Raw genomic sequence first — 20075 nt, 5'->3', positions numbered from 1 at the left:
CTTTTAAAAACAAATTAAATGAGTGAAGCTCACTACCTACCTAAAGAGGAAAGATTAAATGTTTTAACGCATGGGGTAGGTATAATCCTTGGGCTAATTGGATTAATTTTTTTAGCACTAAAAGCAAATGGATTTATTGAGATCTTGTCTGCTACGATTTTTGGAATAAGTCTAATTCTATTATACACAGCTTCGACGTTATACCACGTTTCAAAAGATCCACAGTTAAGATCAAAACTTAGAATATTCGATCATGCAGCCATTTATATTTTAATTGCCGGAACCTATACTCCTGTGTGCCTAATCACGCTTGGACAAAACATCGGACACATGCTATTGGTTATTATATGGGGGATTGGGATATGTGGTGTTATTCTTAAACTATTTTTCACTGGTAAGTATGATAGATTATCTACTATAATGTACATAGCTATGGGTTGGACCGCAATTTTTGCAATTAAGCCACTGCTAAATACAATGAGTACTGAGGGGTTAACTTGGTTACTTATAGGTGGTATTTTTTACACAATGGGTGCTGTTTTATATAGTATCCGATCTCTCCCATTCAACCATGCTATTTTTCATCTTTTTGTTCTTGGAGGAAGTGCAAGTCATTTCATAATGATATATGAATACATACTTGACTGCTGATTGCTCACGTTTTTTAGATGAATGTGGCTAAAAACCTGATTTATAGAACTAATTATCCGAACTGGTTTTCCTATATTGATCTGTTCATATTACCGCATGATTTACCTTTTAAATAGCTCGGAAAAACATTTCAAATTTACTATCTCAATTATTGGGCTATTTTTTATTGGACTTGGTAGTATATCCGCTCAGAGTAATCTTGACGAAAATAAGCGATTAAGTCAATTTGTCCTGAGAAGTTGGAATACTGATGATGGGCTAACATCCGAATCTGCAAGCGAGATGGTTCAAACTGGTGACGGATACATATGGATATCAACTTATACCGGATTACATCGATTTGATGGCAAGAACTTTACGGTATTTAATAGTCAAAATAGCAACATACCCTCATCGAATGTACTACGGATAGAGATAGGTAAAAACAATGAATTATGGGCGGGTACTCTTAATGGAATAGTGAAGTATGATAATGGTGAGTTTACCACTCCTAATATTTTTGAAGGAGCCCCCAACTTCAATGTTGAAGACCTCATGATTACAAAGAGTGGTGATATGTGGTTTAGTACAAAATCCAATAAACTCTTTTTATATGACCATCAAAAGCTACAGGAGTTCACAACTGAATTTGGGGTTAATAACAGTACCATTCTTTCAATAGTAGAAGGAAATGATGGCAATATCTATTTTGGCACTGACGACTCTCAATTAATCGTATATTCTGATTCTGGTATAAGAAAAATCGATCTTGGATCAGACGCTAATGGAATCAACACCCTTTATGCAGATACTCAAAAAATTTATTTAGGTACCGGAAGGGGTCTTTACATACTGGATAATGAAGAGATTGAAAAAAGTCCGTTATTGTCAAGCACAACAATTAATACGCTTATTAAAGACGATCAAACCCTTTGGATTGGTACCATGCGGGGATTGTTTAGGTATCAGCAAGCAACTTCCACCCTCGACTCACTTACAGAGGAAAATGGGATGCCCAATAATATTGTTAAAGACCTTTTATTTGATCAACAAGGCAACTTGTGGGTAGGTACTTACAGAAGTGGCATTTTCTTCCTTTCGGATGGATCAATCACAAGTTTTACTGAAAACGATGGATTATCCACAAATATCATCAGCAGCGTGACTGAAATAGAAAAAGATGTATTTCTACTAGGTAACGAAAACGGTGAAATCAATCAATTGAAGGGGATGGATATTACTAGCTATAAAACACCCATTCCGATACCCTCAGAGCGCCTAAAAAACCTATTCACTGATAATAGAGGTAGAGTTTGGATCAGCACGTACGGTGGCCTGGTGGTATTGGATGGTCCAAATAGCAAACATTTCACTACTCGGAATGGGTTTCCCGACAATTTCACTCGACTGACTTTTCAAGATAGCAATGGCACGATTTGGGTAGGAACCAAAAATGCTGGACTCATATTGTTTGACAGATCCCTTGAAGATTGGGAGCAAATTTCCATCAGTGACGGACTTAGTTCAAACTATATTTTATCGATCGAGGAAGATAAAAATGGGAATATCATTGTGGGCACAATAAGTGGGTTAAACATCCTTGAAGATAGAAAGGTGAAAAAAACAGTGACCGTAGAAGATGGACTACCCTCGAACTTTATGTTCTCTACTTTATCGACAGATGAATTCATTTGGATTGCCTCAAATGATGGCTTAACCGGGTATAGTGATAGTCAGATTGTAAATTTTAATACAGAAAATGGAATGCCGTCCAACATTGTCTATGATGTATTGGAAGATGAAAATGGTCATATTTGGATGCCCTCAGAAAATGCCATTCTCTGTGTGAGAAAGGAAGACTTATTGCAGGCAGTAAATAGTCCGGAGAAACGAATTAAAGTCAGACAATTTGATAAAAGTTATGGCATGAAAAACAGCCATTGTCTTGGCGCGGTATTATCTCACACAGACTCACAAGGTAGATTTTGGATTCCTACTATTGGAGGAATCGTATGCCTCAACCCTGATGAAGTTCAAACACCGAACTTTAATCCAAAAACAATAATAGAGAATATTTATGCTGATAATAATAGAATCAATCTGGAGGACAAGGTGATTATTCCTGCCCGAACAAATAGACTTTTAATAGATTTCACCGGAATTAGCTATACGCAAACAGACCTCCTACAATTTAGATACAAACTGGAACCGTTTGATGATCATTGGGTAATTGCATCTGATGATAGGAATGGCTTATATACCAACCTGGCTCCAGGCAAGTATGAATTCCAACTACAGACGGGATTGGATGATAGCTTTACGACTCCAATAACCTATCAAACAATCATAATTGAAGCTTCCTGGTATCAAACGATTTGGGCTAAAGTATTAATGGCGCTGGCCATTATTGTCATAGCACTGTTTATTTATTGGATGAGAACCAGGAGTTTAACCGCGAATAATCTTAAACTAGAATCGATTGTAGCACAACGAACAAAAGCACTTGAGGAACAAAAACGTGAATTAAAGGGAGCGATTAAACAATTAAAAAGTGCGCAAGAGCAGATGATCCAATCAGATAAAATGGCCTCTTTAGGTATACTGGCTGCTGGAGTTGCTCATGAAATTAATAACCCACTAAACTTTATCCAGGGCGGTGTTGAAGGATTGGAGCAGACACTTAAACGAAGTAAAAAAATAAAGAAAGAAGAGTACTTTGAGTTAATGCGTGCTATCAAGGAAGGAATATCCAGAGCTTCAACTATAGTCTTAAGCCTTAATGAATTCAGTCACTCTTCCGATAAAAAACTTGAACCGTGTGATATATATCATTTGATTGAAAATTGTCTTACAATGATAAGATATCGATTGAAGAATGGTATTGAGCTCATCAAAGACTTCACAGATGGCAAAGTGATAGTCAAGGGGAACAATGGAAAGTTACATCAGGCATTACTCAACATCATTACCAATTCAATTCAGGCCATTGATAAAAAAGGAACCATCACGATCAGAACTACAATCGAAAACAAATTCGTTTCAATAGAATTCATTGACTCGGGACATGGTATTAAACCAGAAAACCTAAAAAAGATCACTGAACCATTCTTCAGTACAAAAGAACCAGGTAAAGGAACTGGATTGGGGCTATCTATAACCTATGCTATTATCAATGAACACGGTGGTTCCCTGGAATACAGCTCTGAATGGGGTAAGGGAACAACAGCAAAAGTCACTCTGCCACTTTTAAAGAAATAACCTACCAGAACTCGTATTCATAAGAAATGGTATACTCAGGCTCATTGTATCTATTAAATATCTCTGTTCTGTCTTTTAGACTATTCTTATAGTAGTGAAGGCGAGTGTTGATAATCTCTCCCGATTTAATATATTCCGACTTTATCAAAAGGTTGTGCTCGTAATAAAATCTTCTTTCTGTTTCGCCCCAAATAATATTCATTAAAAGGTCGCCATCATAGATATATTCAGATACCAGTCCCTTTTTACCTGAATTAGCTCTTACACGATTTAGGACTTCCTTCATTTCTTTGCTTAGATTCTTATTGACAACCTCTCGCAATTTTTTCTGGGTATCATTCAAATCATTTATTTCAGGGTAATCTGATTTAGAAAATACACGAACTACTTTTTCATCTTCATACTCATAATAATTAGTTATATCATGCATTCCAAAATCAATGAAATGATCATCATTATATTCACGAGTAACTTGAATTTCTTCCGGTAAATTTTCATTATCAACCGAAACAACTTCTCGCCACGGGAGATCAATTGACTGAGTTTTTGCATAGAGATGTTTATAATATGCACTTGGCCAATCGTGCCCATATAGGAAGCTCTTCTCAGCACCCCCAAGAGATAATCCATCCATTACAAAGGGTATTCCAGTTCTTTCAGGGGCTTCCCAAAATGTCTTTTTTACTTCGAATTCTCGATCATAAGGATAAGTCGTTTGCTCTACTAATTCTTCAAGGTTTCCATCGGGAGAAAAACTTGCTATAGCTACTATTTTTCCCGTCTTCTGCTGCGTATCCGACTGATGACTTGTGAATCTCGTAGTAATGGTTTTCACTTCATCCATTCGTGTTTTCATTACTTCTGGTGAATTAACGTGTTCACAGCTAATCAAAAAAAACAAAGCCACGATAGTAACCACTGTGTATATAGACACCCAGTGCTTATGCTTAAATGTCTTGGTTAGAGCAACAATTCGAGATTTCAAATGAAACGTGCTAAAATGATTCATTAGCCTTGCACCTGCAGAACCGTGAGCTAAAGAGAGTAGTGTATGGGCGTATAACCCTGTTTTCTGATTGTAGAATATGAAGATCTGCTTCTAGCTCCGTATTTAATCCAATTTCCCTCTTCAAAACCCAGCTCAACGGATTAATCCAAAAGAGACAACAATAGATATGACTTAAAAGAATATCTAAGCTATGCCAAAGCTTCGCATGTATTCCCTCATGAGAGATGATGATCTCCCTTTCCTGTTGGGCTGACTCACCAATGAAAATCCATCCAAAAAAGGATGCTCCTTTAAATTTGGGGTTGTTGACTTGATAGATGATCAACCCATTTTCTTTTACCGGTTTTGAATCAGATTTTAGCATCACAATTTGAAATAGACCAATTATCATTCTTACCATGAAAAAGCCGGCAACAATTAAGTAGCCTGTTTGAAGGATCATAATCCAATCGATTTCGTTTTTTGCATCATTCGCTACTGCTGCAGCATTTTGATTTACTGATAAATCAGGAGATGATTCAGAAGATTGGGATTCTTTCAATACCAAATTAGGCTGTGGTCGGTTAGACGCTTCGATCACAATCTGATTAATACTCACACTTGGATACTGATCTGACTGAATAGAAATAAGTGGAAATGATACTGAAAATACCAGCCAGGCAACCAAATAGAAACGTTTAAAGGTTGGAGTCGTATGATTCTTTATGATTAAAAACCCCAGGTAAAATAGAGAGGATGAAATCAACAGCTCAATAAAAAAAGTCATTAGTTCTCTCATAGCTCACTGTTGATTAATTTTTTCAGTTCACTCACCTCTTTCTCCGAAACCTCCTCGTCTTCTAAAATCTGTGATAAAAGTCCCTTGTAGGACCCATCGAAATAATCCGTAATCATATTTTTTAGCATGTGCTTCCGATATTCGCTTCTTCTAATAACGGGAAAATACTGATGAGTACGCCCGAAAGCCCTATGTCCAACCATACCTTTATTTTCCAAAATTCTAACAAGAGATGAAACAGTATTATAGGGTGTTTCCTCAGCTAGTTCTTCCACTATTTCCTTAACGAAAACATCTCCTTTATCCCATATAATTTTCATGATAGGCTCTTCTGCCCTGGTAAGTCGTTCCATAAAGTGAATATATAACTAATTTTTCAGTTATAAAACTAATAAATCAGTTATAAAACTAAATAATCCGTTTTAGTAGTCTTATGTCATGATTGAAAAGTTCACAGGACCGATATTAAAATTTGAGTACGATATGTGGAGTTATTATCTGGCTGTTCCAAAATCAATTGGAGATAAATTCATTGTTGGTGATGACAGGCGAATAATATGTACGATTAATAATCAAACACCTATTCATAGTGCCTTAATGCCAAAGGGAGACATCTACTCCATCTATGTGAAAAAAGAATTCATGAAAAAAAATGGACTTAGTGAGGGTGATGAGGTCAGTGTAAAATTAGAAAAGGATCAGTCGGAATACGGGATACCGATACCAGAATCCTTCCAGGTTTTATTAGATCAAGATTCTGAAGGGAGTTCCTTATTTCATCACCTTACCAAAGGAAAACAGAGGAGCCTCATACATATAGTCGGAAAGGTTAAGAATGTAGATAGCCAATTGTCGAAGGGTTTGGCTATCATGCATCATTTAAAAGAAGCAAAAGGTGAATTGGATTTTAAGAGATTGAATGTGTTGATAAAAGAGTATAACAACCGAAGATAATTCGCGCGCTTAACGAAATTTAAGCGTTGGTTAGAAATTATCTGAATTCGCCGCAAGAACCATTCGATTAAATACTTTTACAATATATCAGATTCGTATTGGTTTCAAAATCACAACACCATGAAAAAAATCTTAGGTTTAATTACCATTATAATTTCACTTACAGCTTCAGGCCAAGACCAATTATATAAGGTTTCCTTAATTAGGGCCAAGCCAGGAGAACTATTAAATCTAATTGATCAATTAAATGAAGACATAGCTAATTATGAATCTTACCTGGAACATAAACCTTACCTTTTACGTCACAGCCAGGGTGATCATTGGGATTTAATGGTCATCCACCCGATAGAGTCTTTAGCTGACTATTTTTCGGAAGAGGAGAGAGACCAAAGAGCTGATTCTAAAACATTTGAAAAAAACTATGGCGATCCCTTTTTTGATATCGTCTCCTTTCAAGAAGAAGCAATAGTTAATGGTCCACCAGTAAATGACTTTATTGCAGCATTCAAAAAATATGACCTGTTTCATATTGAAATATTCACTGCAATCGCCGGTAAGCAAACTGAGTTATTAGATCAACGCTTAGCGGAAAACCATTTTTATGCAGGGATTGACCATCGTCCAAATTTTATTTTCACTCGCATATTCGGACCAAGTTGGGATAATTTTACCATAGGATTTTATGAAGATCTACATGATTTCGCAGGCCCGGAGGTTCCGTTTGAGAAAGAGGATCAGGCGGCAAAAGAAGCAGGTTTCGAAGGTGTGAACTTTATTGGAAGCTACCTGCGTTCGCTGATTGCTGAACATCATGATACACTAGCCTGGAAAATAGACTAACAACCAAAAAAAGACTTAGATGAAAATAGATCTAAAATATAAAGGAGATGAAGAGTTTACCTCAACCAATGAAAATGGTAACAATGCTGAGGTAGATATGCGTCCTGCAGACCAAAAAAAGCATCAATCACCAACCGAGCTATTATTGTCTGCAGTTGGAGCTTGCGCTGCAGTTGAAATAGTATCTATGGTCAAAAAGAGAAGAAAAACTTTCAGGAATTTAAAAGCAGAAATCAGTGGTGAGAGACGAGACGAGCACCCAAGGGGTTTTACTAGAATACATTTAAAGTACATCATCTTTTCCCCGGACTTAACAGAGGAAGAGGCGGAAAGAATTGTAGACCTGGCGACAACCAAATATTGCTCGGTTGCCGGCTCATTAAGCGCGGAACAAACACATTCTTTTGAGATAGTGCGAGACTAGCATATTCAATCATTATGGAAAATATTTTGAAAATTGGTTTGGCACAAATAGCACCAATTTGGTTAAATAGAGAATTGACCATTAAAAAAATAGGTGATTACATAAATGATGCTGCTAATCAAGATACGGATTTGGTGATTTTCGGCGAAGCACTTCTTCCGGGGTATCCATTCTGGTTAGATAAAATGAATGGTTCTTCATTTGACTCGAAAATCCAAAAAGAAATTCATGCACATTACATGAACCAATCGGTTTGCATCGAGGAAGGCCATTTGAATGATCTATGTGATTTAGCGAAAGAAAGAGAAATCGCTATTTATCTAGGCACAGTAGAACGACCAATGGATCGCGGGGGTCATAGCCTTTATTGCTCGATGATTTACATTAATAAGACTGGCGAAATAAAATCAGTACATCGAAAATTAATGCCAACATACGAAGAGAGACTCTCCTGGAGTCCAGGAGATGGCAATGGTTTAACAACACATAAGCTACCTCCTTTCACTGTAGGTGGTTTAAACTGTTGGGAAAACTGGATGCCCCTAGCCAGAGCAGCTATGTATGCACAGGGTGAAGACCTGCACGTTTCCATTTGGCCCGGAAACAGGAGAAACACAGAGAAATTAATTCCGGTTATTGCTCAAGAATCCCGTTCTTATGTTGTAGGTGTTTCTGGGCTTTTCAGAAGTACTGATATCCCGGATGATTTTCCTTATGCTGAAGAAATGCGGAAAGAAACTAACAATTCGCTGGCTAATGGAGGATCATGTGTGGCAGCTCCGGATGGCACCTGGCTTATTGAGCCGATTGTGGACAGGGAAGAACTTATTATTACGGAAATAGATCACCAAAAAGTAAGAGAAGAAAGACAAAATTTTGATCCATCGGGACACTATTCCAGACCTGATGTGTTAAGCCTCAACGTTAATAAAGAACGACAATCAGTCTTGAGATGAGGTTACTAGTTATTTTAATAACCTCTATTACCTTCTTACCCGTAAAATCTCAAAACCTTGAAGATGACGAAGTAAGGTTTAAATCCGCAATTGATTGGCTAGATACCAAGCTCAATTATATCTACTATGATGATGTGGGGGAGAAGTGGTGGACCAATACATTCTATGTTAATGAAAATAAAGAAGTTACCCTAAAACACATTGCTTCTAAAAATCCCAACACAGCCAACATTAGGAATAAAACTTATACAATTAGAACCTTTCAAATTCAGAATATTAACCCCGAAAGCCTTAAAATCTCAGATGTAAAAAAAACGAAGGGAAGGATCGTGAAAGGTAAAATGCTTGAATTAAGAACTTTCGGATTTCAAAACTTAATTCATAAAACCATCAATGGGAAACGGGCAAGCAGTACCTCCTTTTTATACCTATCCTTCCCAAGAGTATTAGAGGATAGTATCTCTAATTATGCAGAAATCGTAAAAGAGAAATTCCAAGAAGCAATTATATCTAGTACTCAAATTTATCCTTTTGGAGATAGCCGTGATATAGCAACAATATTTTCATGCCTTCAAGGAAACTTCATTTCTGTAAACGGAGAACCAATGACTATTACAGAAAAGATACAGGGTGTTTACAAAATCAAAAATGCAGCGGACCATATTCAATATTTTGGATTTAACAACGAAAGAGAGCAGTTCTATTTATTGAAAATCAACTCAAATGGAACTGAGACCATGTTCTTTGATCTGGATAGAAACACCCAACTTAGCCTTCAACTAGATGGCCTAGAGGTATTCTCTTTTCATACGTTAAATTCCTTCTCATTCAATGGTCTCAAATTCTACAGGAAGTAGCTAAGCCGTAAAAGCTTGCTCAACAGTTTTTTTATACTTTCTACCGATTGGGATTGTAGTTTCTGCAATTCGAACTTGTTCCTTATTGAATGAATTAATCTTTGGCCTGTTTACGATGAAAGAACGGTGGATTCGTATAAAGGAAGATGGTAGCCGATCTTCAAAACTGCTGATTTTCTCTTTTGTAACGAAAGCCTCACTATCCGTGTATATTCGAACATAATCGGAAAGACTTTCAATAAACTGAATCTCATCCAATCTTATTAGTACATTTTGTCTGTCTACACGAATCATTAATTCTTGTTCCTTTTCCCTCAACAGTTCTTGCTCCACTAAAGAGATGCGTTTTGCACTCTCACGAAGATTGTACACAGATAAAATCAAGCCTTCTATTAATACAATCAAGTAAAGGATAACTGTCAGCAAATAAATATCTCCGGCGATCTTACCCAGATTTTCGACCTGATAATCTGCCAATATTACAAATGCAAGGATCATAACCAGCAACTCCAGGTAAATGGAGACCACAAGCATATAGAATAAATACAATCCGAATTTGAGCTTATCGCCCTTCATTAGGTACCTCGGCAATAGATATCTATTAAAAAATAGAGATGTAGAAACTATTACCGGCATCAGGAAGGTCACGAAGAAAAAAGAGATCATTAAACTACCTAATGAAGTGCTTAAAAAGATGGTCAGTAGGATCCATATGACTATCCAGAATACAAATGGTCTTTTCAAATTCATAAGTCCAAATTCAGCTATTTTGCTTAAATCAAATAGAAAAGTAGATAAACTACAGGTTTAAGCATGGATATGACCTTTCTAAATCAACCTTATCAAAGTTGCTTTGCTGCATGTTAAACAAAAACAAAATATCATGATCGAATTATTTCAAATGGGTGGGATGCTTTTCATGAGCATACTTACCATAGAGCTTAGCTTAGTAATCTATTTCGGGGTAAAGGGATTTTTAAACAAAAACAAAAAAAGCAGCAGTATTAAATCTGTAGGACTCTTAGCGGTCATTACTGGAATTCTAGGGCAATTAATTGGTCTTTTTTCTGCATTTGAAGCAATCCAGCAAATTGGTTCAGTTTCTCCTGCAATGCTGGCTGGCGGACTCAAAGTTTCAATGATTACAACCATTTATGGAGTAATTATCTACATCATAGCAATCATCCTTAGCATGATAGTTAGAGCTCGGAAATAATGAAATAATAGCCGGAGTAATCCGGCTATTAAAATTTAAGCTTACTCCCCAATTCCATATCACTAAGTTCAATATCCAATGCTTTTGTAGATAGCTGAATTTCCCTGACCGAAATGATTAGGGAGATAATAAGAAGGACTAGAGAAATCCCAAAAATAACACTACCCCACCCTCCGACTTGTAGATAAATGAAAAACATGGCAAGCACACAAAGCAATAGGCTTATCACACCAAATAATTGCATGGCGCGGATAAGTAATAGTCTTTGTCTAAGATTCTTTAACTGACCTTCCAATACGCTTTTAGGATTTGCCAGGTAGCTTTTATGTAACTGTCGAATCAATGTTGCTATTGCCAAAAATCGATTGGTGTAAGCAAGAAGCAAAAGAGATATTGCTGGAAATAGTAAGGCGGGTGTTGTCAGTGTAATTTGCATGGATTTTGGTTATCCTTTTCTAATGTATAAAAGTGCTTCTTTTAAAAATCCCATTCCATAGGCAGTCAGCAGAATATAAGAAGCAATGACCGATAAAACAGCGATCCGAATACTTTTAGTTTTAATACCTGCGTCGATTAATATCAGTAGAAAATACAAAGTATAAAAGCCAAGAATTATTCCTCCCAATATTGGAAATAAAATGGCTAGAAACAACCCAGTGGCAATACCTAACAAAAATATACTAGGAAAGAAATGAAACAGCTTGAGTTCACTTTTAAAATGCCTGAATACATTTATTCTTGCTGTCCCAAAAAAATGTAACTGCTTGAAAAATTGACTGAAGTTTGTTCTTCGTTTATGATAAACGAACGCGTCTTCGATTAAGGCAGTTTTAAATCCATTTTCAATAATCCGAATACTAAACTCTAAATCTTCACCCTTTCTAGGCAAGATATATCCACCTGTTTTCTCAAAGACGCTTTTATGTATGCCCATATTAAAACTTCTCGGATGAAAAACTCCAATATGGTTTTTATCACCCCTTATTCCTCCGGTCGTAAAAAGAGAAGTCATTGAATAAGAAATAGCTTTTTGTACGGATGTAAAAGTTTCATGAGCACGATCAGGCCCTCCAAATGCATCAATTTTGTGTCTTTTTATATAATCATCGACAATAGCCAGGTAGTCACCCGGGATTAAGCAATCTGAATCAAAAACAATTAACCACTCTCCGTAAGCTCTTTCAAAACCATAATTTCTTGTGAACCCTTGTCCAGAGTTTTCTTTAAAATAATATGATATGTTAAGTTTAGATTTGTAATTATCAACAACAGAATCACACCTATTATTTGATCCGTCTTCAATAACCAAAACCTCGAAATCTGTGAAAGTTTGCTTAACTAGACTTCTCAGTAATTCATCAACTTCATCTGGTCTATTGTAGACTGGAATTATTATCGAGTATTTGACCATGGTGGATCCCCAATCTAATCAGTTGTTTTCTCCGAAATGAGATAATCTCCCTTCTTTTGATTTAGTTGGATCATCATTTCGGCAATAAAACCTGCTAAAAATAACTGCATCCCAACAATCAAAGCCACTAGCGCTAGAAAAAATAAAGGTTGATCAACAACATCTCGTCTATCAAGTTGGTGGTATTGCCTATAAAGCTTCTCTCCTATGACCCAAAGCGTAATAAAGAATCCACCAATGAAAGATAGACTACCAAAAACTCCGAAGAAGTGCATTGGGTTTTTCTTGAATCTTGAGACAAAGGTTACGGATATCAAATCTAGAAACCCCGTGATAAAGCGCTTCATTCCATATTTAGTATTGCCATACTTTCTAGCACGATGCTCCACAACCTTTTCACTAATCTTATCATAGCCATTCCACTTGGCAATCAATGGAATATATCGATGCATCTCACCATATACATGAATATGCTTAACAACATCCCTGGAATATGCCTTTAAACCACAATTAAAATCATGCAAAGCTATTCCTGAAACCTTTCTTGTTACCCAGTTAAAAAACTTCGAAGGTATCGTCTTGCTGAGGGGATCATGTCTTTTCTTTTTCCATCCTGATACAATATCAAGGTCGTATTCCTCGATCATTTTGACCAATTCCGGAATTTCATCCGGACTGTCTTGCATATCAGCATCCATTGTGATAATCACCCCTCCATTCGCTTCATCAAACCCTGTTTGAATGGCCGCAGATTTTCCATAATTCCTATTAAACTTCACCCCGATCAACCGAGACTCCTTTTTAGCCCATTCAGAGATTATAGACCAGGACCTGTCACGACTTCCATCATCTATCATCAACACTTCAGCTACAAGACCATGCTTGTCTACAACACGAAAAATCCATTCCAAAAGCTCTGGAATGGATTCTTCCTCATTGTATACCGGGATTACTATCGATAAATCTTTATTCAAGTTCTGGCTCTTTCTTTTTAATTATTGCTCCTGTTATTAAAGACAATATTGCATAAATAATCAATCCCCACAAAAATCCAACAAGAGAACCTGTGACAGTAAATCGATCTAACGTGTCAGTCCTTGTTTTTTCAAGAGCTTCATCCATTTGATCTTCAGGCATACCAAAATTTCTCATCATAGACTCTGCATTTTCAACGGACTGATCAGCTAATAATTCAGGTAATTCAGGATCAATAACGTTATAAAGCAGAATATTAAACACTGTTGCTAATAATCCAGCTGCTATAAACACTTGCATCGAATAGGCCCATGCTTTCCCAAACGAAATGTAGCCACCGATGGAGTTTCTATGCTGAATGCCGAAATAACATACCAGAAAAATAAAGACAACAAAAAATAAAAGCATCCACATGGAAGCAAGTAGAGCAGCATTAACTATGTAAAGAAATAGTGTTAATACAATTCCAATTACACCTACTATAATTCCAGATTTGATCGCGTGATTGTTCATAAGCTATTTAGGTTTTTTTCTTAAAATTATGGCAACTACAGGCGTAATCAAAAAAGCCGAGAAGAGTTTATTCCGAAAGGTCATTTGAACGAGCTGAGCGGGTGTTATTTCTAAAATCGCCTTATACCGTTCATTTAATGCCTCCTCTCCAAGTTCCTCCAAATAAAAAGCTTCATTGCTCTTAATAAGTGCTTCAGCACCTTTTTGATACGCCTTAAGCATATCTGAATTCATTTCCATAGTCATATAGAGCGCAACTTCAAAAATGATTATTGCAGGCAAGAAAACAATAAAACCGATACTTATGCCTTGCCAAAAATGAAGGATACCATCATTTCTAAAATCTTTAAACTCTTTACCGGCGAAGAATATAAATAAGAAGTATACACCTAAATCAAACCAAAAATGCTTGCTGTCCAATAATGGATTACTTCCAAAATTGATGGAAATAAAGAATAATCCTACAAGGAATATTCCGCAAAGAATGGAATATTTTAATGAGTGCTTTATCACATTTAATGGATTACGAGTTTTCCTTTATTGATGGTTCCATGAACATACCCTTCAAGTTCCTTTTCCCAAAAAGGAGAATTTCTTGATTTTGATTGGTTAGTTACAGAATTAAAAATCCATTTCTTAGTAGGGTCTAGGATTGTCAATTTTGCGTTTTGTCCTTTATCAATGCTAATTGGATCAATGTTTAAAACCTTTCTAGGCCCATTCACCACCTTTTCAATTAAAAGCTCAAATGGTACTTGGTCCTTAATTTTCAATAAGCTGGAATAAAAGGTTTGTAACGCAATACTCCCAGGATCCGCAAGATCAAATTCCAATTGCTTACTTTCTGAATCTTGTGGCCTATGATTAGAGCAAATTGCATCAATTGTCCCATCAATCACTCCCTTGATAAGTGCTTTCCTGTCTTGCTCAGTTCTATAAGGGGGTAAATTCTTGAAATTAGTATCAAAAACACCAATTGAATTATCTGTGAAAATCAGGTTAAAGATTCCAACATCACAAGTAACATGAAGTCCCTGTTTCTTTGCTTCCCTTATCATTTTTACACTCTTCCCACTAGAAATCTTTGAGAAATGAATAGACCCTCCGGTGTATCTTAATATCTCAATATCTCTTTGAATAGATAGTTCTTCAGAAATAGAAGGTTCTGCTCTTAATCCCAAGCCCGTACTTACCAGGCCCTCATGCATATGAGAATTTGCGCTAATATTAATATCTCTTGAATTTTGAAGAATAGGAGTGCCTATTGACTCGGTGTACTGTAAGGCTTTCATTAAAAGTTCAGAATTCCAAATTGGCTGATCTCCTGATGAAAATGCACTAGCGCCAGCATGATATAAATCTAATATTTCAGTCAGATTTTCTCCCTTATTTCCCTCGCTAACTGACGCAATTACATGCAAGTCAACAGCATCTATTGCTTTACGTTTAAGATAATTTACGTCAGCTTTTGACTCTATTGGAGGGCTAGTATCAGGAATTATACACACATCTGTAAATCCTCCCGCGCTAGCTGCATGAGATCCGCTCTCAACATCTTCTTTGTGCTCATTACCTGGATCATTAAAATTCGAATTGAGATCGAACCAGCCCGGAGTAATAGTCAGATTGCTGAAGTCAAGCTCTTTGGAGCCACTTTTTGCATTAAGTGAGGAAATAATTCCTTTTTCAATAAGGATATTGGCTTTTTTATTGTGAGATGGAGAATTCGCATCTAAAACCAATACGTTCTTTAGCAATAAGCTCATTTGAGATATCTATGGAGCATAGTTTCTGAAAAAATAAACATCAGCACCAAAATTAATGCATATTTCCATAAGCTAACCTCAGTACTTGATGACAGCAGAAATTCATTAATATCCGAATTAACACTATGTATTTGAACATTCCTATAATCAGCAAAGATTGAATTCAATTCATCAATAGTAGGTGAGTGCATAATGGATTCCGACTTAGGAACATTGATAGCAATATCGTTCAAAATACTATCACCCTGCAGCAACTGATAGATACCTGGTTCTATATTCGCTGGTATCTCAATAATTATTTCTTCTGAATTTATATTGAATTCTGGAATCAGCTCAGAATTATCATTTGCAATTTTTATTGGACTTTCCGAGTACTTCAGCTCAAGACTTACCCTGTCGCTGGGAAAGAAGTAAGAATTTTCAAAGCCATGGCTTGATGAGAATGCGATCTGGTAAAGCAAAGGAAGAAATAAAGCATTTGACTGAAATGTGTTTTCTTCTATGAGTGCACTATTGAAAAAAAACTTATTGTTTGTCTTGAGCAAAAAAGGATTGCCATTTCTAAATCGAATGATAGGTTCAAAACTACCTTTGACAGTAAAGACCTGCGGCAAGGAAGGCATCAATCCCTTTCCAATCTTTGCATTGAAAATGCCTCTAAGCAATGGGTTCTGCTCCTCTAATGCGATCTCATATTTTTCTCCCTCAATCAATATCAATCTCAACTTCAAAAATTCTTGATAGTTTTCTGAATTAGAATTGATTGATGGAAATATTAAATAATTAGTTTCAGGAAATTGCTTCATCAAAGAAGTAGGCAATTTCTCCAAACCATTAAAAACAATTAAGTCTGCATCTTTCAAAAGCTCATAGTCAACACTATTGAGACTTTGCAAATGCATATCGAAGAGTTCATCATTCTTATAAGCGGTACCTATATAATCTTTATCCTCATTAGTATTGAAAATTACAATATTAGGCTTCTTTCGTTCTCCAACCGTGAAATGAAATATGTTATCATAGGCAACCTCATCACCTTCAAAAACTACTTGATAATTACCGAAACCATCGATAGGAATATCGAAATTAACTTCATCCAAATCTGAAACATTTTTTGCCAATGAGCTAAGTTGCCTGTTCCCTTGAAACAGCTTAACTACTATACTTCCGGATTCCATGTTGAATACACTAAAACGGATACTGATAGAAAGTCGTGATAAATCACTTGGATTAGGGCTTATCAGTAAACTATCCACACTCACGTTAGAAGAAGAATTTAAATAATCTAACAGATAAAAATTGAACGTGTTGGCAGTATCTGCAACTAGGCTAAGTGCTTGATCAATATCTAATTGCTGAAGGTCTGATATGATGAAATATTCTTTAGCAGTTATATCACCTCGCTCAAGGTTGGATAAATTCATCGAATTAGCCGTAGTACCGATGTGCAATAAATCTAAAATAAACTCATCAGATAAAGCTACCCGTTCATTGTTACTAAAGAAATAGCCATTTGATCCTTTTTGAGCGACTTCGGTGAGAATTCTTTTAACAATTTCAACGCCATCTCCAATTTCACTACTAAATGAATTGTCATAATAAATTGCTAAAGGATGATTAGTATTCGAATCTCGTGTAGTAAAAGTGAGAATGCTCGCAATAATCGTTACAAATAAAAGTACTCTATTTGTCAGGATTAAGAAATATTTAAGTCGAGATTGGTTTTTCGACTTTGTGCTAAGGCTAGAAATATATTTTATAGAAGAGAAGTAAAACTTCTTAGCCTTTCTAAAATCAAATAAATGAATAAGAAAAGGAACAAGTATAAAAAGCGAGAATAACCAAAAAATGTTCACAGCAAGTATTTAAGGAAGGACTAACGATTTTTAACAACACAAGTTCCCAAAAGCAATTATGTTCAAACTGAAATATACAAATGAAAAAGGGGATATTGATCAACCAATATCCCCTTTTAATATTTTAGCAATTTCGGAGAATAATACCGTGAATTATTAGCTAATAATGTATAATCAAAAAAAAAGGATACTGATAATCAGTATCCTAATTGTAAATAAACTGGCAACGACTTACTCTCCCACCTGTTACGGCAGTACCATCAGCGCTGACGGGCTTAACTTCTCTGTTCGGAATGGGAAGAGGTGGACTCCGTCGCTATAATCACCATAAAATTTGCCTATATCCTTATTCAGGACAGGACTTAATGTCTTGACATTAAAAATGAAAGATTCACATGAAAAACGCGAGTTTATCGAAACGCTTCAAAAAAGTTTACGGGTAATTAGTACTACTCAGCTTTGACATTACTGCCTTTACACCTGTAGCCTATCTACGTCCTAATCTAGAACATCCCTTAAAAGAAATCTCATCTTGTAGTGGGTTTCGCACTTAGATGCTTTCAGTGCTTATCCCTTCCCAACGTAGCTACCCAGCAGTGCTCCTGGCGGAACAACTGGTACACCAGCGGTTAGTCCAACTCGGTCCTCTCGTACTAAAGTCAGATCTACTCAAATTTCTTACGCCCACAACAGATAGGGACCGAACTGTCTCACGACGTTCTGAACCCAGCTCGCGTGCCACTTTAATGGGCGAACAGCCCAACCCTTGGGACCTTCTCCAGCCCCAGGATGTGACGAGCCGACATCGAGGTGCCAAACCTCCCCGTCGATATGAGCTCTTGGGGGAGATCAGCCTGTTATCCCCGGAGTACCTTTTATCCTTTGAGCGACGGCCCTTCCATACAGAACCGCCGGATCACTATATCCTAGTTTCCTACCTGCTCGGCTTGTAGGCCTCACAGTCAAGCACCCTTATGCTATTGCACTCTGCGCACGGTTACCAAGCGTGCTGAGGGTACCTTTGAAAGCCTCCGTTACTCTTTTGGAGGCGACCACCCCAGTCAAACTACCCACCACACACTGTCTCCCTTTCGGGGTTAGGCATCAGATAAATAAAGGCTGGTATTTCACCAATGACTCCACCATGCCTGACGACACAGCTTCAGAGTCTCCCAGCTATCCTACACATCATTTACCCAATACCAATGTGAAGCTATAGTAAAGGTTCACGGGGTCTTTCCGTCCCGTTGCGGGTATCCGGCATCTTCACCGGAACTACAATTTCACCGAGCTCATGGTTGAGACAGTACCCAGATCGTTGCACCATTCGTGCAGGTCGGAACTTACCCGACAAGGAATTTCGCTACCTTAGGACCGTTATAGTTACGGCCGCCGTTTACTGGGGCTTCAGTTCAATGCTTCTCCGAAGATAACATCCCCCCTTAACCTTCCAGCACCGGGCAGGTGTCAGGCCGTATACATCCTCTTTCAAGTTCGCACAGCCATGTGTTTTTGATAAACAGTCGCCTGGGTCTTTTCACTGCGTCCTACCGAAGTAGGAGCCCCTTCTCCCGAAGTTACAGGGCTATTTTGCCTAGTTCCTTAACCATGAATCACTCGAGCACCTCAGGATTCTCTCCTTGACTACCTGTGTCGGTTTACGGTACGGGCACCTTTATCCTAACCTTAGAGGTTTTTCTTGGAAGTCTGCTTAGGCACACTATCCACGCATCCGAAGATTTGTGGTACTATCAGGTTCAGCAAGATCTGCGGATTTACCTACAGTTCTTATACCTACACCCTTCAACGTACTATTCCGTCAGTACGCGGTGCTTTCACTACTCCGTCACCCCATCGAAAATAAAGGTGGTACTGGAATATTAACCAGTTGTCCATCGACTACCCCTTTCGGGTTCGCCTTAGGTCCCGACTAACCCCCGGCTGATTAGCATTGCCGGGGAATCCTTAGTCTATCGGTGTGCGGGTTTCTCGCCCGCATTATCGTTACTTATGCCTACATTTGCTCTTCTCTAGTCTCCAGCATGACTCACGTCACACCTTCATTGTTTAGAGAATGCTCCCCTACCATCATAAATGATCCTAAGCTTCGGTATTGTACTTGATGCCCGATTATTATCGATGCTCTGCCGCTCGACCAGTGAGCTGTTACGCACTCTTTAAATGAATGGCTGCTTCCAAGCCAACATCCTGGCTGTCTAAGCAGCTGAACCTCCTTAGTTCAACTTAGTACAAATTTAGGGACCTTAGCTGTAGGTCTGGGTTCTTTCCCTCTCGGACTCGGACCTTAGCACCCAAGCCCTCACTGCGGAATATATTTATCAGCATTCGGAGTTCGTCTGGATTTGGTAGGATTTGACTCCCCCTAGTCCAATCGGTAGCTCTACCTCTGATAAACTAACTTCCACGCTGCTCCTAAAAGCATTTCGGGGAGTACGAGCTATCTCTCAGTTTGATTGGCCTTTCACCCCTACCCACAACTCATCCAAAGACTTTTCAACGTCAACTGGTTCGGGCCTCCATGTAGTGTTACCTACACTTCACCCTGGTCATGGGTAGATCACAAAGTTTCGCGTCTAGTACTGCTGACTGATCGCCCTGTTAAGACTCGCTT

The 20075-nt window shown here is 37.6% G+C and carries 19 protein-coding genes and 2 rRNA genes (1 of these 21 running past the window's edge); 8 read left to right on the top strand and 13 right to left on the bottom strand.

The window, feature by feature from the left end:
- Positions 1–18 precede the first annotated feature (18 nt).
- Entirely contained in the window at positions 19–651 is a 633-nt protein-coding gene (gene trhA / locus ACO05G_RS02275) for a PAQR family membrane homeostasis protein TrhA (protein WP_421764494.1), read from the top strand.
- A 96-nt stretch (positions 652–747) separates the two neighbouring features.
- Positions 748–3888: a two-component regulator propeller domain-containing protein gene (locus tag ACO05G_RS02270; protein WP_421764493.1), complete on the top strand. Its 3141-nt coding sequence runs from the start codon at positions 748–750 to the stop codon at positions 3886–3888.
- Between the two features lies 1 nt (position 3889).
- On the opposite strand, the gene ACO05G_RS02265 is transcribed toward ACO05G_RS02270, so the two are convergent.
- The 3 genes from ACO05G_RS02265 to ACO05G_RS02255 form a co-directional block, all read right to left on the bottom strand.
- Complete coding sequence (locus tag ACO05G_RS02265) at positions 3890–4744, bottom strand: hypothetical protein (protein WP_421764492.1); 855 nt, start codon at positions 4742–4744, stop codon at positions 3890–3892.
- A 139-nt stretch (positions 4745–4883) separates the two neighbouring features.
- Positions 4884–5675: a M56 family metallopeptidase gene (locus tag ACO05G_RS02260; protein ID WP_421764491.1), complete on the bottom strand. Its 792-nt coding sequence runs from the start codon at positions 5673–5675 to the stop codon at positions 4884–4886.
- Entirely contained in the window at positions 5672–6028 is a 357-nt protein-coding gene (locus tag ACO05G_RS02255) for a BlaI/MecI/CopY family transcriptional regulator (protein ID WP_421764490.1), read from the bottom strand. The genes ACO05G_RS02260 and ACO05G_RS02255 overlap by 4 nt, the downstream gene beginning before the upstream one ends.
- Before the next feature lie 85 nt (positions 6029–6113).
- Between ACO05G_RS02255 and ACO05G_RS02250 the strand changes: the two genes are divergently transcribed.
- The 5 genes from ACO05G_RS02250 to ACO05G_RS02230 all read left to right on the top strand — a co-directional run bounded on the left by ACO05G_RS02250 (position 6114) and on the right by ACO05G_RS02230 (position 9706).
- Complete coding sequence (locus ACO05G_RS02250; RefSeq protein ID WP_421764489.1) at positions 6114–6629, top strand: YdeI/OmpD-associated family protein; 516 nt, start codon at positions 6114–6116, stop codon at positions 6627–6629.
- A gap of 120 nt (positions 6630–6749) precedes the next feature.
- Positions 6750–7469, top strand: a complete 720-nt coding sequence (locus ACO05G_RS02245; RefSeq protein ID WP_421764488.1) for a hypothetical protein — start codon at positions 6750–6752, stop codon at positions 7467–7469.
- 19 nt (positions 7470–7488) lie between these two features.
- Positions 7489–7893 (top strand): OsmC family protein, encoded by a 405-nt coding sequence (locus tag ACO05G_RS02240; RefSeq protein ID WP_421764487.1) that lies wholly within the window; start codon positions 7489–7491, stop codon positions 7891–7893.
- Between the two features lie 14 nt (positions 7894–7907).
- Entirely contained in the window at positions 7908–8849 is a 942-nt protein-coding gene (locus tag ACO05G_RS02235) for a carbon-nitrogen hydrolase family protein (RefSeq protein ID WP_421764486.1), read from the top strand.
- Entirely contained in the window at positions 8846–9706 is an 861-nt protein-coding gene (locus tag ACO05G_RS02230; RefSeq protein WP_421764485.1) for a hypothetical protein, read from the top strand. The genes ACO05G_RS02235 and ACO05G_RS02230 overlap by 4 nt, the downstream gene beginning before the upstream one ends.
- On the opposite strand, the gene ACO05G_RS02225 is transcribed toward ACO05G_RS02230, so the two are convergent.
- Positions 9707–10456 carry a LytR/AlgR family response regulator transcription factor gene (locus ACO05G_RS02225; RefSeq protein WP_421764484.1) on the bottom strand — a complete coding sequence of 250 codons (750 nt, stop codon included), beginning with the start codon at positions 10454–10456 and terminating at the stop codon, positions 9707–9709.
- A gap of 133 nt (positions 10457–10589) precedes the next feature.
- Between ACO05G_RS02225 and ACO05G_RS02220 the strand changes: the two genes are divergently transcribed.
- Positions 10590–10922 carry a MotA/TolQ/ExbB proton channel family protein gene (locus ACO05G_RS02220; protein WP_421764483.1) on the top strand — a complete coding sequence of 111 codons (333 nt, stop codon included), beginning with the start codon at positions 10590–10592 and terminating at the stop codon, positions 10920–10922.
- 28 nt (positions 10923–10950) lie between these two features.
- Here ACO05G_RS02220 and ACO05G_RS02215 read toward each other — a convergent pair whose 3' ends face one another.
- From ACO05G_RS02215 to ACO05G_RS02175, 9 genes are all read right to left on the bottom strand, one after another.
- Positions 10951–11358, bottom strand: coding sequence for a DUF2721 domain-containing protein (locus ACO05G_RS02215; protein ID WP_348281247.1), 408 nt, complete (start codon positions 11356–11358; stop codon positions 10951–10953).
- Between the two features lie 9 nt (positions 11359–11367).
- On the bottom strand, positions 11368–12333 hold the full coding sequence (locus ACO05G_RS02210; protein WP_421764482.1) for a glycosyltransferase: 966 nt from the start codon (positions 12331–12333) through the stop codon (positions 11368–11370).
- 14 nt (positions 12334–12347) lie between these two features.
- The gene (locus tag ACO05G_RS02205) at positions 12348–13307 is read right to left on the bottom strand and encodes a glycosyltransferase family 2 protein (protein ID WP_421764481.1); all 960 of its coding nucleotides are present in this window, start codon (positions 13305–13307) and stop codon (positions 12348–12350) included.
- The gene (locus ACO05G_RS02200; protein WP_421764480.1) at positions 13300–13821 is read right to left on the bottom strand and encodes a DUF4199 domain-containing protein; all 522 of its coding nucleotides are present in this window, start codon (positions 13819–13821) and stop codon (positions 13300–13302) included. Before ACO05G_RS02200 ends, ACO05G_RS02205 begins: the two co-directional genes overlap by 8 nt.
- Positions 13822–13824: 3 nt before the next feature.
- A complete protein-coding gene (locus ACO05G_RS02195; protein WP_348281243.1) occupies positions 13825–14334 on the bottom strand; it encodes a DUF4199 domain-containing protein in 510 nt (169 codons plus the stop codon).
- A 2-nt stretch (positions 14335–14336) separates the two neighbouring features.
- Positions 14337–15587 (bottom strand): dihydroorotase, encoded by a 1251-nt coding sequence (locus ACO05G_RS02190; protein WP_421764479.1) that lies wholly within the window; start codon positions 15585–15587, stop codon positions 14337–14339.
- Positions 15584–17443 carry a BatA domain-containing protein gene (locus ACO05G_RS02185; RefSeq protein ID WP_421764478.1) on the bottom strand — a complete coding sequence of 620 codons (1860 nt, stop codon included), beginning with the start codon at positions 17441–17443 and terminating at the stop codon, positions 15584–15586. The genes ACO05G_RS02190 and ACO05G_RS02185 overlap by 4 nt, the downstream gene beginning before the upstream one ends.
- Positions 17444–17661: 218 nt before the next feature.
- Positions 17662–17773, bottom strand: a 5S ribosomal RNA gene (gene rrf / locus ACO05G_RS02180).
- Between the two features lie 93 nt (positions 17774–17866).
- A 23S ribosomal RNA gene (locus ACO05G_RS02175) occupies positions 17867–20075 on the bottom strand (it continues 655 nt past the right edge of the window).

The sequence above is a fragment of the Ekhidna sp. genome, from assembly GCF_965227465.1.
Classification (GTDB): Bacteria; Bacteroidota; Bacteroidia; order Cytophagales; family Cyclobacteriaceae; genus Ekhidna.
Note: the sequence above shows the minus strand (reverse complement) of the source record. Positions and strands in the feature narration are given on the sequence as shown.